The 14,234-nt window shown below is 35.4% G+C and carries 15 protein-coding genes; all 15 read right to left on the bottom strand.

Going from position 1 to position 14,234, the window contains the following annotated elements; translation table 11 throughout:
• Positions 1–9 precede the first annotated feature (9 nt).
• The gene (locus CWS01_RS09275) at positions 10–849 is read right to left on the bottom strand and encodes a phage tail family protein (protein WP_101176912.1); all 840 of its coding nucleotides are present in this window, start codon (positions 847–849) and stop codon (positions 10–12) included.
• Position 850: 1 nt separating this feature from the next.
• A complete protein-coding gene (locus CWS01_RS09270; RefSeq protein ID WP_101176911.1) occupies positions 851–4,063 on the bottom strand; it encodes a hypothetical protein in 3,213 nt (1,070 codons plus the stop codon).
• Between the two features lie 145 nt (positions 4,064–4,208).
• Complete coding sequence (locus CWS01_RS22925) at positions 4,209–5,852, bottom strand: phage tail tape measure protein (protein WP_235852014.1); 1,644 nt, start codon at positions 5,850–5,852, stop codon at positions 4,209–4,211.
• 164 nt (positions 5,853–6,016) lie between these two features.
• Entirely contained in the window at positions 6,017–6,520 is a 504-nt protein-coding gene (locus CWS01_RS09260) for a hypothetical protein (RefSeq protein WP_101176910.1), read from the bottom strand.
• A 14-nt stretch (positions 6,521–6,534) separates the two neighbouring features.
• Entirely contained in the window at positions 6,535–7,116 is a 582-nt protein-coding gene (locus CWS01_RS09255; RefSeq protein ID WP_101176909.1) for a phage tail protein, read from the bottom strand.
• Positions 7,116–7,547, bottom strand: a complete 432-nt coding sequence (locus tag CWS01_RS09250) for a hypothetical protein (RefSeq protein WP_235852013.1) — start codon at positions 7,545–7,547, stop codon at positions 7,116–7,118. Before CWS01_RS09250 ends, CWS01_RS09255 begins: the two co-directional genes overlap by 1 nt.
• The gene (locus CWS01_RS09245) at positions 7,531–7,920 is read right to left on the bottom strand and encodes a hypothetical protein (RefSeq protein ID WP_101176908.1); all 390 of its coding nucleotides are present in this window, start codon (positions 7,918–7,920) and stop codon (positions 7,531–7,533) included. Before CWS01_RS09245 ends, CWS01_RS09250 begins: the two co-directional genes overlap by 17 nt.
• On the bottom strand, positions 7,904–8,263 hold the full coding sequence (locus CWS01_RS09240) for a phage head-tail adapter protein (protein ID WP_101176907.1): 360 nt from the start codon (positions 8,261–8,263) through the stop codon (positions 7,904–7,906). Before CWS01_RS09240 ends, CWS01_RS09245 begins: the two co-directional genes overlap by 17 nt.
• A complete protein-coding gene (locus CWS01_RS09235) occupies positions 8,250–8,561 on the bottom strand; it encodes a head-tail connector protein (RefSeq protein WP_101176906.1) in 312 nt (103 codons plus the stop codon). The genes CWS01_RS09240 and CWS01_RS09235 overlap by 14 nt, the downstream gene beginning before the upstream one ends.
• 11 nt (positions 8,562–8,572) lie before the next feature.
• The gene (locus tag CWS01_RS09230) at positions 8,573–8,842 is read right to left on the bottom strand and encodes a hypothetical protein (protein ID WP_101176905.1); all 270 of its coding nucleotides are present in this window, start codon (positions 8,840–8,842) and stop codon (positions 8,573–8,575) included.
• Between the two features lie 18 nt (positions 8,843–8,860).
• Positions 8,861–10,090, bottom strand: a complete 1,230-nt coding sequence (locus tag CWS01_RS09225; RefSeq protein WP_101176904.1) for a phage major capsid protein — start codon at positions 10,088–10,090, stop codon at positions 8,861–8,863.
• 35 nt (positions 10,091–10,125) lie between these two features.
• Positions 10,126–10,857, bottom strand: coding sequence for a head maturation protease, ClpP-related (locus CWS01_RS09220; protein WP_101176903.1), 732 nt, complete (start codon positions 10,855–10,857; stop codon positions 10,126–10,128).
• Complete coding sequence (locus CWS01_RS09215) at positions 10,854–12,026, bottom strand: phage portal protein (RefSeq protein WP_101176902.1); 1,173 nt, start codon at positions 12,024–12,026, stop codon at positions 10,854–10,856. The genes CWS01_RS09220 and CWS01_RS09215 overlap by 4 nt, the downstream gene beginning before the upstream one ends.
• A 15-nt stretch (positions 12,027–12,041) precedes the next feature.
• Positions 12,042–13,697, bottom strand: coding sequence for a terminase large subunit domain-containing protein (locus CWS01_RS09210; protein ID WP_235852017.1), 1,656 nt, complete (start codon positions 13,695–13,697; stop codon positions 12,042–12,044).
• Complete coding sequence (locus CWS01_RS09205; RefSeq protein ID WP_101176974.1) at positions 13,675–14,169, bottom strand: P27 family phage terminase small subunit; 495 nt, start codon at positions 14,167–14,169, stop codon at positions 13,675–13,677. The genes CWS01_RS09210 and CWS01_RS09205 overlap by 23 nt, the downstream gene beginning before the upstream one ends.
• Positions 14,170–14,234 lie beyond the last annotated feature (65 nt).

The following is a 14,234-nucleotide window of genomic DNA, read 5'->3' as shown; positions in this document are numbered from 1 at the left end:
TTGTTTCACCTACAAATAATAAAAATGGAATATCATTTGTATAGTAAAAGCAGAATCTACCCCACTCACAACAAAATCATTCCATCCTTCTGCTAATTTAATCACTTTTCCATTCGTTTCATTAAAAATACTTACTCCATTTTTTTCAGCTTTTACACGATCTAAAATAATGGTATCTCCACTGGAAGTGGTGCCGTTGTATTTCCAGTAGTCACCTGTTGTTTGATTTGTTATTGATAATCCATTGGAAACCCCTTTGAAAATAATTTTTAAAGGTAAGTACCAACTTCTAGGATCTATCTCAATATCACCAGCATTAAAAATACGAAAAGTAGTAGTATCATGCGTATATTTTAATTCCGCATCAATTAACCCTTGTCCTATTTGCCATTTCCCCGCTTCAAAGGTAAAGGGATCTTCTGTACTTCCTACTGATTCCAAAAAAACGGAATGGATGACAAACTCAATGGAAAACTCCCCATCTTCAAGCGTAATATAATCTATATCAAAGCTATTACTTACAGATACTTTCATCCGCTTTCCACGCTGTAAATCTCTTATAATATAAAACTGCTTTAATGGATTAAAGATTCTAAAGATCTCGTCCCTTTTCATATCAAAATCAATATCGTCCCAAGCTTCAATAGAAATGCTGGAGACGATTTTTCGATCTTTTAAAATGGTGCCTTGATAGTTAGAGCCATGCTGCCCTTCGATTGTACTAGTAATATGTTCAGGTTCTGGTGAGCTGATACGAAAAGAGCTTACCCATAAATTTTTATCCTCATGCAGATCTAGTACGGTGCCATCCAGGTATTCAATTTTAAAATTGAAAATGCTCTTTTCCATCTCAATCACCTCCGTTAAATATTCCTTCTAACTGTATATCGTTCCCCATCATTTTATTAATAAATGGGTATTGGTTTTTCGCAATTACTTCTCCATCTAAAACGCTATATACAATAACTTCTTTAGGGAAATTAAAGCTAGGAACAGACAATTGCAATGCTTGTTCCGTTGTAATAATGCTATTTTTAGCATCAGCTACCGCAGTTTGTGTTTCTGGAGTTGCCCACTCACTCATTTTTTGTGCCTGGCTTACGACCTGTGATTTTAGGGACTCGATTCCTTCGATTAATCCCAAAGGAATAAATTTACCAATATCATCACGCATTACACGGGATGGAGAATGTATTTTGAGTTTTTTCTTAATGGCTTTACTGATTGATTCCGCAATTTTATTGGCTGCTTGATCTAATTCTTTCTTCTGGCTTTCTAACCCTTTAACAAGCCCTTTAGCAGCATTAATACCAGCACTGTACATTGCATCAGCAGCTTTTTTCCCTAACGTGTCACTAGCGCTATTGATTTTACTTTGTGTACTATTAATGGATTTAATTGTGCTTTTATCAGCATTTGCTAATGCTGCAGCATAATTAGAACCACTCTCAACGCCCTGTTGAAGAATGTCATCGATAATAGAATTAGATACACCTTTTTTTCGTAACGCTTCAACATTGGCTGCAAAAGATTGAATGTTCTTCAATCGAATTTCCATCTCTTTTTTAATATAGTTAGCATTTAAAGATTGTCCGTTGTTCACCTGTATTGATGCAACAGAACCATAAGATTTTGCTTTATTAGCAATATCATCTGCATATTTATCGGATTCCTTAATTAAATCGGATAATTTTTTATTAGCATCTTTCAGCTTTGTATTAACGGTATCTCTTTTCTTTGCAATACTGTCTAATTTTTTAGTTTGACTAGACAAATAGGTTTGTAGAGATTTTAACCCTAAAGCTTGTTGAGCAGCCTTTTTGTCTTGTGAAACATTTGAAATTTTGGTTTTCGTGGAACTTATTTTTGTCTGTAAAGACTTATATTGACTATTCAATGAATCCATTTGTTTCTTTTGAGATGCTAATTGCTTGGATAAAGAAGATCTAGTCTTACTATTTTTAGTGCTGGATAACTTATCATTAAGCTTACCAATTTCCTTAGCAGTAGCCTTTCTTTTCTTTGCAATGGCATCCAACTTACTTTGCTGATCTTTTAGACTTTTAACCAAAGTATTGTATTGTGTTCCTTTAGTCTTTTTGGCATCTAATCCACTTTGAACTGCTGAGTTAACTTTACTTGCTAAAGTGGAAGAAGCTTTCTCTACATCCTTTTGAGTTCCAGAAATACCTTTAACAAATCCATCCCCAACATATTGACCAAGTGCCTGCATCACACGAGATGGAGAATGTATATCCAATAATTTTCTAACCTTGTCTGTTACACTATTAGCCAACTCTGTTACTTTATCTTTTACTGCTCCGATCTTACTAGAAATACCATTAATTAAACCTTGAACGATATCACTACCTATTTGAGCTAAATCAATTCCTTTTACAGCTGATATAATATTAGATTTCATCTCAGTAAATTTGGATTTAATATTAGAAATCCCATCAGATACCGCAGTCTTCATTCCACTAATTGCATTAGTTACTGTACTTTTCACTGTATTAAATCCATTAGTAGCAGCATTCCTTATTGCTGAAATAGAATTACTCACACTGCTTTTTAACGTATTCCATGCTGATATTACTGAATTTTTCAAAGTATTAATGGCATTCATAACTCCAGTTTTTAAAGCATTAAATCCATTAACTGCTCCACTTTTAATAGCTGATATGGAATTAGAAATACTGGATTTCAAACCATTCCATGCTGCAATAGCCCAAGATTTCAGTGTACTAATAGCAGTTGTGATTCCAGTCTTTATAGCATTAAACCCTGCTATCGCGCCCGTTTTCAAGGCTGATATGATAGTAATAACAGAAATTTTTAGGGCGTTCCAGATTGTTAGCAATACTGCTTTACCAGTATTAAATATGTTTGTAATCCCGTTTATAAAAACATTAAAAATATTGATAGCCATATCTTTAAATGTTGTAATAATATTAATGATTTGATTTTTAATCGCTGTCCAAAGCCCTAATAAGGATACTTTTAATCCATCAAAATTTAAAATTAATAAATTTAAAAATATACCAACAATAGATAGTACAGCTAACTTTATGTTGTTAAATGTATTGATAAAAAAAGTAATTAGTGGCTGAAAGAAAGCAACAAGCCTTGTAATAAAGGATTGCACCGCCAAAATAATCGAATTAACAAAATTCATTACTATTGGCACAACCGTAGCGATAATCGTATTCCATACATTAGAAATAGTTGTCAGTACACTGTTCCATATAGTAGCAATCCCACTAACTAATCCGGCAAAAAAGCCTTTTATACTCTCTACCCATCCAGAAACGGTAGAAATGATGGCAGAAAAAATGGATTTTGTGCCTTCTACTAATTTCCCCCATACTCCAGCAATCCAAGTACCCACACTGGAAAAGAATCCTTTTATGCTTTCTCCCCAACTGGATACAGTGGAAACAATCCAAGCAAGTGCTGTTTTGGTAGCATTTGATATAGATGTCCATGTATTAGAGATCCAATCCTTAACTGCAGAAAAGGCAGCTATTGTCCAGGCTTTAATACTGTCCCAATTTTTATAAATAACAATAGCCAATGTAGTTATTATCGCTATAGCTATTCCTATGGGACCTGTTAAAGCTGTCAAAACAGTTCTAACTATATTTACAGTAGGACCAATTTTAGAAAGCCATTTTACAACGTTAATAATCGGAACAATTAATCCACCAATTCCTTGAACCATAAATCCTAACAACGACAAAAAAGGACCTAAAACCGTTATTATAGCCCCTACAATTACTATTAATTTTTGAAAATATGGTGACAAATTGCTAAACCATTTTGCAACACTTTGAACAGCACTCGATATTTTCGGCAGATAATCTTCTGCTAATTGAAGAAGCACTTCCCCTAAAGGTAATAAAGCTACCTTTAATTCTCGCAGCATGGATTGAAATTTTTGGCCAAATGTTTCTTCTTGAGTCTGAACCATTTCATTCATGGTACCATCAAGGTTTTTTATTTCGCCATCGACATTTCCAAGCGAATACATGACATCTGCTTCAAGATCTTCCCATTTTGTCAATTTTGTTATCGTAAAGGCTTTTTATCCTCTACTTCTTAGCCTTTCGGTAAGCTCAGCATATCTTTTCAACTATAAAAGTTGTCGCGGCCTCGTGGAGGGATTATATCTTTTCACCCTCTATGCGTTGCCCCTGACTAGCCTCTGACTAGTCTTCGGTTCGGATTAGCCTAGGAATTAATCCCTTAGCCTTCCCGCTTAATTCCGCGATTTTACTACGGCACAATTTCATCAATTTACCGTAAAGACCTACCCCAATATTATTAGCAGCTACTTGATCATCCATGCCTTTTAGTTCGCCTAAAACAGCATCATTAACATCTTTAACAGTACCTTTCCCAGCTAAGAAGTCTTTCCATACTTGTTGAGTACCTTTAGATAATTGGCCCATTGCAGTATCAGTAGATTTCGAACCATCCTTGACCCTTATCTGGAATTCCTTCATTACATCATTTATGTAATCGAGATTATAAACTCCAGCCTCGCTGCCACTAATAAGCGTATTAAAATATTCCTCTGAAGAGTAGCCCATTTTAGCCCATAAAGGCGCGTATTCGGAAAGGTTATCAAACATCTCATTTGAAAAATTAAGCCCGTTTTGGGCACCGTAGGCCATTAAATCGAATGCTTTATCTGCTGAGTCACCAAAGCCTTTCATGATATTATTTCCGGCTCTTGTAACCTCATTTACATCAGACTCGAAAGTTTTTCCTAGCACTTGGGCTTGAATTGTCTTTTCTGAAAGATCTTCATCTTTTAAGCCTTTAAGGTTCTGCTTAGTACGAATTAAGGCATCTTCTACTTCTTCTAAACTTTCTCCAAAGCCACGATTATATATTTCCCTAGCACTATCGGTTAATTTTTCTGCTTCTTCTCTAGTAACACCAAGAGAATTCTTAATATTTGCTGTAGCTCCGTCTACTTCTGCAGCAACATCACCAGCAGCTATTCCAACACCAATGACTGCTGGTGTAACAGTTGCAGACATATTGGCTCCAACATCTTTTAGTTTTTCACCAGTTTCTGAAACAGCTTGTCCAGCTCTCCTTGCAACATTAGCCTGTTCTAATAATTCTGCATTTGCTTCTCTCAAATCATTGGCAAATCGCTGTTCTGCAGTACGCGCTTCTAATAATTGTCGCTCTAATACTCTAACTTCATTAGCATTTTGCCCATATATGCTTCTGGCGCGTTGTAAGGCGTTATTTGTCTCATTTACTTTCCTAGTAGCATTTTGATGGGCGCTATCTAAATAATTGATTCTAGCTCTTAATCTATCAGTTTCAGAACCATTTTCACGCAATTGTTGTTCCTGCAATTGTAACTCTGCTCTGAATCTCGCACTCTCTCGGTCAATTTCGCTGATAGCTTGGCTAAAATCACTTTGCAATGCTGCCGCTGCTTTTTTTGTTTCGTCTGTAGCATCAGCTAATTGTTCATTAGTTGTTCTTAAAGCATTGGTAAAACGCTGCTCTTCTGTACGAGCATTAATTAATTGACTTTCTAATCTTCGTACTTCCTCGGAATTTTCCCCAAAAACAGTTTTAGCACGCTCTACTTGTGCTGCCGTTTCAGCTACTCTCCTTGCAGCTACTTGATGGGCAGACTCTAAATATTTGATTCTAGATTGTAGCTTCTCGGCTTCTGTACCATTGGCCTTTAATTGTTCTTGCTCTAGCTTCATTTCTGCCTTTAATCTAGTAGACTCTTGCCTCATTTCAACAAGTGCTTTGTTAAAATCTTTATTAAATGCTTTAAACGTTACTTTAGCTTCTTGATTATTTCCAGCCATGTTCCCCACCTACCTTTCTTGAGGGTTATTTTTCCAAGCATCCATTGCCATTTTCCCATCGTAAATTCTTTCAACGGTTGAGTAAGGTTCATGCCAGAAAGTTTCTGGATCAATCCCTGCAGATAAAACATAGAGAACATATCTGTCTTCTACACATTCCACATCTATCTGTGGTGATTTAATTTTTTTTTATTTTTATCAGGCGTTTTGCTTACGCTATTTTGCAAACCTTTAGCAAATTTGTTTTTATTTTTTTGATTCATATTTCCAATAGTATCTTGCAGCAATGCGACATATAGAATAAGAGTTTCAGAGAAATCCCCATGATATTTCGATACAAAGTCGTCAAAGTCTTCCTCTAAATTTTTATCTGCTCCAATACAGCCAAGATAAATAAGCTTCATCATTTCCACTTCATCGACACGATCAAAGTCTTCACTGTTCATAGCATTTAAATCATCTTTATCCAGTTTCGCTAAAGGCATTAGCTTCAGCAAATCACCAATCAAGGAACCTTCTGTAAGTCCTAAATCTTTACCCATTTTTAAAGAATAGTTGGTAATGAAGCATGGAATTTTTTTTACACCTTTCGTAATTTGTTTAAATCCACCTTGCCCATCTTCCACAATTTCAGTTTCTTTTAACGTCACAGCATGTATTTTCTTCATCATATCCTCCTAAATTAAGGCGTTGGTGTGCCCTTTACTAAGTCTGCTGTAAAATCCGAATGCCATTTTGATGCAATATTTGCATCTGTTAATTCATCAACAAACGCTTCATAATACATTTGTTTCAATTCATCTGGCAGCACAGTAAACTCCACTTCTAGTAAAGCCACTTCATCTGCTCCGTTTTCGATAGAAATTTTAAGACCTGTATTATCCGTACAATTGGAAAAAGCAATTAATTTCACTACATCTTCAAAATCATCAATTACATCTGCAGTAAAGATAAACTTCTCTCCATTAGAATCTGTTCCATAGGTATATACTTTCGTTCCATAAGTATCTTTTAAACCAAAATAAGTTCGCGCCACAGCAACAGGGATATGTGCTGAAACAGTAACAGTCATTCGCAAAGGTTTAATTTTTCTCTTTACAGTTACCCCCTCACAAACTTTTACAATTTCCTGTACTTCTGTTTCGCCTTCTACCGTCCCAAGGCAGCCAAATTTAATACCTGGTTGTTTTATTCCATCCTTAAAAAATTGAATAGATGCATTCGATATTCTTACCGCATCAAATTCTTGAATAGTTGTTGGCACTATAATTCCTCCTCGATAGCTTGAACTAATTTCAAGTTAAGCTTTTCTACAATTTTATTAATCGAATTATTTAAACCTTCTAACATGAAATCTTGTTTTACTAGATTATGAGGACCACGCCCTTGATCTGGGAAAACTAAATAGCCAAATGAACCTTTTTTCTTGGCTGCACCGCCTTTAGATTTGATAATAAAACCTAAATTAAAAGTTTCGCTCTTTGACCAATCACTAGTTTTAGCATGTTTTTTATTACGTGCTGATTTTCTCCCTTTCGAAATAGGGATCAACTCTGTAATATCTTTGGTTGCCATTTCAATCCCTTCACTATGAAAAAACTCATTCATTAGGTTTTCGGATTTTCCCGGCAAACGTGCCATGTTTTGTTCCAACTCTACAAAATCGCCAAAATCGATACTAAATCGGACAGCCAAGTTTAATCATCCTCCTAAAAGCAAAACTGACTCGATCTACATAAGCATCGGTATTTGCTTTCTGGTGTCTGCCTTTTGTGCTGCCTCCGAAAAGAAATTTTTTGTTCCTTAATAGTGCTATAATATCCAATGTATTTTCTTCAATATCTACTCGCTTTTCTGATATATAGTGAACAAACACATCTTGGCTTAGGAATTCATCATTACCAGTTGGCTTAATATTTCCTAACTCATAAATAAAGAAATGATAAATTTCTGGTTCTTCATCTTCTGCCATTTCATCTTTATAAACTTCTATGGAAAAATAAGAAGACAATGTATCGACTAAACTTTGATTTTGTTTTTTTATATACACTTTAATCTTTTCGTTCATTAGAAACACCTACTTCTTGCAAATAAAAAAACAGATAGCTTTTTGTAGCATCTGAATCCACATTGATAACGTCATATTCCGTATTATTTAGGATGATCTTCAGCTTATTTTTATTGATCTTTCGGAAACTAGGAGGATATAGCGTTTTTACTTTCCTATCTAATTTGGCACTTTTAATATCTGCCAGTTGATAATCACTATCTCGTGCCGACATTTCTTTATAAGCAAGCTTTCCCTCTGAAAAAAACTCACTGCCTATTACCGTTTTATCTGCAGTTCGAATCGTTTTTTTATGGCCATAAGTTAAAAATCCATCATTTAGCGTTTCTCTATACCTCTCCATTTGTTAATACCTCTGCCCGTTTAGTAATAGCAACCTTTAGAATAAGTCTGGACAACTCCTGCTGAAAATTCTTTTCGAATTCATCTGCAGCATTGTTATATACATACCGACAGCGCTCTAATAGTAATGACTTCGGCTGTTCATCCTTTGCATAATCAAAAGACGTACCCGTTAAACCCTCCAGGTACGCCACTGATCTATTAACTAATTTCTTTAAATCGTTATCTTCATCTGTCCATGTAATGCGAAGGCTATTCTTTACTTCTTCCAATAACGAAGCTAATAATTCCTCATTCATTTACACACCTACTATTTATCAGCTTTTGTTTTAGATGTGCTTTTTTTCTGTTTTGATTTTTCTTCTGATTCTATTTCTTTCGAATCATCTACAGTTTCATTTACCTTTGGCTCTAATTCAGGACCCAAAAATACTTTTTTATATTTCTCATGTTTTTCCTGCAGAAAGGCAACTCTTTCAGTATCCGCTTCAAACCCTGTCTTTGGATAAAGCTCTCCTTTTTGATATCGCAATCCTTTATGTTCATTTTCAATAAAATCATTTAGTACCTCGTAGGGCATGTTAATTCCTCCTCTTTATTAAGGCGTTGCTACTGCTTCTTCTTGTCCTAATTCACTAATATCAAAAACGGTGAATGAATCAGCATCTAAAGGACGTCCATTTGCAAGCTGACGTACTAGGTATAAGCGTTGATCTTCTACCATACGCAATACATCTGTTGTTTCTAATTTTTGCTCGCTTGCTACTCCCATAAAATAATCTTTTGGTTTACCAGAAATCATGGTATCCAATGGAACAGAAGGAGATTGGATAATCTCTAATCCCGGAACAGAAAAATTATCATACGTCCAAGTACCATCATCTTTCCGCTTAGTTCCTAACGGGAAAAGTTTAGTAGCATAATCTAATGGATTAATAATTAATGTCACACCTGTATAACGGCGAGTACCATTTTTAGTTGTTGGAGCAAGAATCTTTTCTCCAATTTCCTTTGGCGTAAAATCAGTTAATGGAATTTTTGTTTTTTCAGGATAAACTCCACCTACTACCGCACCATCTAAATCACGAATCATTCCAATAGGCTGCTTATTTCCTGTGCCTACAACAATAACTTCTTCTAGTTCTGCAGAAATAACTTCTTGTAAGAATGTACGAACATAACGATCCAACCATTCAGGTCCTAGTTCAAACATCGCTTTAGCTACAACTAAAAAGCCGCTTAGTTTGAACATCCCTTGTTCAATCGTGTAAAATCCTTCATCCACCATTTCCTGAATAGCAGCCGTTACATCTCCCCAGAATGCGGTAGTTGCACCAGGCTTACGAAGAACCCATGCTGTTGTTGCTCCTGTCGTTTGGAAATTAACTTTAGATAATAATGGATGTTCAATAACCAGATCTTCAAAAACTCTTTCGAAAACCGTTGGCGGCATTAATTTTTGTACTTCGCTAAAAGACTGTACTTCAATTACTTGGTTATAAAATTTCTTTTCTTCACTTGTAAGAACACGAACACCGCGAGCTGCCAATACATTTGCATCCCAATTTTCTTCTTTTGCTCTTTTCGCATCTTTCACAACATCGTTCATCATGCTTTGGAAATGAACAAAGTTCCCTTCAAAGTTTTCCAACAACTTTTCTGCTACTACTTTAGCATCACCTTCTTCAAAGGCAGCTTGCATTGCTGCTATTTGTTCATCTTTATTTTGAATAACCGGCTTATTATTATCGAGGTTTTTAATGCCTCCAAAAAGTTGTAAATTAAGACCAAGCAAAGGCTTTTTATAAGTGTTAAATACATTTTTCATTATGTTCCTCCTATTTAAGCACATAAATAAAACGCCTATTCATTCGATACGCGCTTGAATTTATCTAATATGCTGTTGTTTGTTTTCGTTACTTGATTGTTAATCTTATTACCATTCCGATTACGAATTTTTTCTAGAACACTATTTTTAAATTCTTCTGGATCTTCTTCTACTGGTTCAGCTTCTTTTTCGTCCACTATATCTGCTAAACCGATATCTACTGCTTCTCCAGCTGTAAACCAAGTCTCATTTTCAATCATCTTTTCTACCTCAGCACGCTCTCCTTGAAAACGAGTCATATAAATATCTGCAAGTGATTTATCAATTCCTTCTAACGCATTTAAAGTTTTCTTGATATCTGCTTTAGTTCCCCATACCCCTGTTGAAGCTTCATGGATCATCACCATTGCCCCTGTATAGATAATCGCTTCATCAGCAGCCATTAATATTAAAGAAGCCGCACTTGCAGCAAGACCTTCCACATGGATGACAATTTTAGCACTATGATTTTTCAATTGATTATATATAGCGATACCGTCGAATACATCCCCGCCTCCGCTATTAAGGTGAACATGAATGGTATCAGACTGGATATCTTTTAACGCTCGTTCAATCTGACTTGCTGAAATAGAATCTCCCCACCAAGACTCCCCTATATCACCATATATAGTTAAACTGGACATATCCTCTTTCGCTTCCGCTTTAAACTTTGGAGTAATCTCTGCCAGCTTGTTATACTGCTCATTTTTATATCGCCTAATTTTCATGTCCCTTCACCTCCCTTCGACTCTTCTCCGATAGAGTCAACAGATTCATAGTTTTTAGTAACATATCTTTTTTGTGAATAATCTTCATTTAATGGCTCACGCCCAATCATTCGTAAGTTCTCATCGATATTATTAACGCCAATTGCAAAGAATTTATCAGCTGCAGTCGCCAATTGTACAATGTCAATTATCTTGATACGGGAAGAATCCATCTTTAAATACGTCCTTTCAATAAATTGCTTCTTATCGTACATCTTACGATTGAATTCATCTGATATTAATTCGATTAAAGGCATAATACAAAACATTAAAAAATTATCTGTTTGCTTTTCTACATCTGCCAGATCTCCTTTTAACATTCCTCTAGGAACATGAAAGGCCATTGCTATAAAATCAAATATATCATCGATAACTGCTCTTATATCTCTGCTAGTGGTGGACGGGGTTCCGCTTTTACCAGAACCGGACATATCTGTTAGCGTATATCCCTTTTGCAATTGAAAGACTGCACCAGCGTTATCTGCTTCAAACCAATTTTTAAATTGGGTATTAAACATTTCATCAATCATGCTTTGTTCTTCTTCACTTTGCGGTCTTAGAAAATCGCCTTCCAGTAAAACTCTTTTCGCATTTGAACGCTTGTATATATTTATGGCAGAGTCTAAAATCCTTCCATAATCCTCATGCAGCTCATTAATCACATTCATGATGTTGGTATCATTTAATTTAAAATAAAGCACTTCACTTTCATAAAATGTCTTATTAAAATTAAGCGTCTTTGCAGAAACATTTTTATATTCATTTTCTTTCAGTGCATATTCTGTTCTTGTAAAACTGTCTGCTACAAACAATTGATCACTTTGCATAATGACTAAACACTCATTGTTTTTTATCAGCTTGTTAACCAAGGAATGTAAAAATTCACTTGCGTTCTGATTATCATTTGGCGAAACATTTAACAAATAATAGTTATTGCCAATTGTTTCTTTGCCTTTATCAAATGTTTGAAACTCACATCTGACTAAAGTTTTAGCAATAATATCGATGCATGTTTCAATTGCTAATTTCTTCGCATAGGCTTTTACAGATAGTTCATAATGATATTCTTTCAAACTAATGGAACCATCATCTTTTGTTACAAAGCCTTTTATCCAATCTATGAATCCCATAATCCACCACCTTTCCTAATAAGTCCTTGCTCTAAACATGCCTTTTCTAATCGGGGTATATTCCACCAGTTCCGAATCAAAATTTAAGGCATGCAAAAAGGCGAAAAATCCATCTGTTTTCCGCTTCTCAGGTTCTATTTTTTTATATTCAATATTGCCATTCATCTTTTCTTCTTTATATACATTCCCTACATACCAGCGCATTAAAGGATCATCGCCAAATACAACCTCTTGTTTGATAAACATCTCGTCAACCATAGGAGAAAGCATACTATGAGTAATCGTTCCTCTTCTTACTATCTCCACTTCCAATCCTACTTCCTCAAATGCTGGCTTTAGAATAGAAGAACGATGCAAGTCCATACATACCTTTTTAATCCGATATGTTTTGGCCATCTTTATAAACCAATTAACAACATGTTCTGCGCTAATAGACTTATCATAAACAACTGTAAGTAAGCCTTTTTTTATGGCTAAATCAATAATATCTGGATTAATATCTTGCGTTTTCGGTGCTGTATGATGCATAAAAGTATGATGTAGCCAATATCTTTTTCCATTCGCTTTAAATAAAAGACCAACCGCACAAAAATCTCGAATTTGCGCAAAGTCTAATCCGCCAATAGCCTCTGAATTTTTCAAGTCAGGTATCGGCTGTTCAGTCGCTAATCTGTCCTTATATGTAGCAACTTCTTTTCGCACATCCTCCATTGGCAAGTTCATTCTTTTTGTCATGAACTCCATTCGAAGTGCGCTGTTTTTCTTCATAAGGAAATATTCTTGTTTCATCTCGTGTTGCAGATTTGGATTATATCGGAAAGATGGATTTGCCTTTTCCCACAAACTCATATCATCCACTTCACCCTCATGATCCAGTTTGCAGATGAACGGGAATAAGGTGCTCTCAGGGAATTGTCTATTAAGGACCATCTTTGCTTCATCTTTTAAATCATCCAGAACACCGCCGCGAACATTCCCATCTGTCGTAATATAGAAAGTTCGAGGATCTTTCTTCTTCCCAAGACCTGAAGTGAAAACTTTAATATTCGAGTAATCTTCATATTCATGAACCTCGTCAAAAATAACAACGCCACTTCGTTTACCATCTTTTGTCCTGGCATTCGAAGTATTGAATTCTAATTTTGATTTAGTAATTTTATGCTGGATTAATACTTTAGATTGATAGAAAATCTTTTTTAGCTTTTTAGAATTCTTCGGATCATCTATTACGTTATAAACATCTTCAAATGATGTCTTCGCTTGGTCTTCAGAAGTAGCAACAATATCAATATCATAGTTATTAATTCCGTGGTGACCTGTTTGCATGAAAAAACTATTGTAAGAGATATATCCATTCTTTCCTGCTCCCCGGCCAATCTCGATTAAAAACCGATTGAATACTAATTGCCCATTTGTATATCTAACTCCATAAATAAAAGCATTAATAAATTTCTGCCAGGGAAACAAATTATAAGGAAAATATGGTTCGGGCACACTTACTGATTTTTCAATAGCTTCTGCATCGATAACAATATTGGGTTGATCTAGCTTCCAACGCAAAAAATGCATCAAGAATTTTTGTTCTTCACATGTTTGGATTTTCTCTTGATCCACCATATCCATGTATTCATCTATGTAGGGATGATAACTATGCGTCCTCAATCGTATCATCCTTTTCAAGATTAGCTGCCTTTAATCCTAATTCCGAAAGAAGTGTTAGCATTTGTTTGTTGGTTTTATTTAACTCGTTCACACTATCATTCTTCTTTTTCCCAGATTGTTTTCCATTTGTCCAAACGACTGCTACTCCTCTTTCTCTTATATCAGCTATTAAATTATTTTTAATATCCCATAATGCCATATAATCCTCCACCAAATCTCTGTAATGAGGAAGATTTATGTCATTAGCAATCAATTGATCTACCAAACTATCTAAAATTATTTCCCGGGCTTCTTGATACTCTGTATTTAGGGTTTCATTTTCGCCTGTTGCCTCTGGTGCAGTTGCATTTTTTTCGGTCCATTTATAACGCGCTTTCCAGCTCTTCACTGTACCTACCGCAACCCCATATTTAAGCGCAATTTCTTTGGCTGTGGAACCCCTCAAATAGTCATTTACCGCGAGTTCATGCTTCTTTGGCATCCTATCCAAATCGACCACCTCCCAACTGTTGTAAATATTTTACAAGGTGATTTTTCGGGGGATTG

Origin of the sequence: Niallia nealsonii, assembly GCF_002835805.1 — a bacterium.
GTDB lineage: Bacteria > Bacillota > Bacilli > Bacillales > Cytobacillaceae > Niallia > Niallia nealsonii.
This window is presented reverse-complemented; position numbering and strand designations above follow the sequence as displayed.

Coding starts and splice junctions, on each gene's coding strand:
- CWS01_RS09275 (WP_101176912.1), bottom strand. CDS start 849: ATGGAAAAGAGCATTTTCAATTTTAAAATTGAATACCTGGATGGCACC.
- CWS01_RS22925 (WP_235852014.1), bottom strand. CDS start 5,852: ATGGCTGGAAATAATCAAGAAGCTAAAGTAACGTTTAAAGCATTTAAT.
- CWS01_RS09260 (WP_101176910.1), bottom strand. CDS start 6,520: ATGAAGAAAATACATGCTGTGACGTTAAAAGAAACTGAAATTGTGGAA.
- CWS01_RS09245 (WP_101176908.1), bottom strand. CDS start 7,920: ATGAACGAAAAGATTAAAGTGTATATAAAAAAACAAAATCAAAGTTTA.
- CWS01_RS09240 (WP_101176907.1), bottom strand. CDS start 8,263: ATGGAGAGGTATAGAGAAACGCTAAATGATGGATTTTTAACTTATGGC.
- CWS01_RS09235 (WP_101176906.1), bottom strand. CDS start 8,561: ATGAATGAGGAATTATTAGCTTCGTTATTGGAAGAAGTAAAGAATAGC.
- CWS01_RS09230 (WP_101176905.1), bottom strand. CDS start 8,842: ATGCCCTACGAGGTACTAAATGATTTTATTGAAAATGAACATAAAGGA.
- CWS01_RS09225 (WP_101176904.1), bottom strand. CDS start 10,090: ATGAAAAATGTATTTAACACTTATAAAAAGCCTTTGCTTGGTCTTAAT.
- CWS01_RS09220 (WP_101176903.1), bottom strand. CDS start 10,857: ATGAAAATTAGGCGATATAAAAATGAGCAGTATAACAAGCTGGCAGAG.
- CWS01_RS09215 (WP_101176902.1), bottom strand. CDS start 12,026: ATGGGATTCATAGATTGGATAAAAGGCTTTGTAACAAAAGATGATGGT.
- CWS01_RS09210 (WP_235852017.1), bottom strand. CDS start 13,697: ATGATACGATTGAGGACGCATAGTTATCATCCCTACATAGATGAATAC.
- CWS01_RS09205 (WP_101176974.1), bottom strand. CDS start 14,169: ATGCCAAAGAAGCATGAACTCGCGGTAAATGACTATTTGAGGGGTTCC.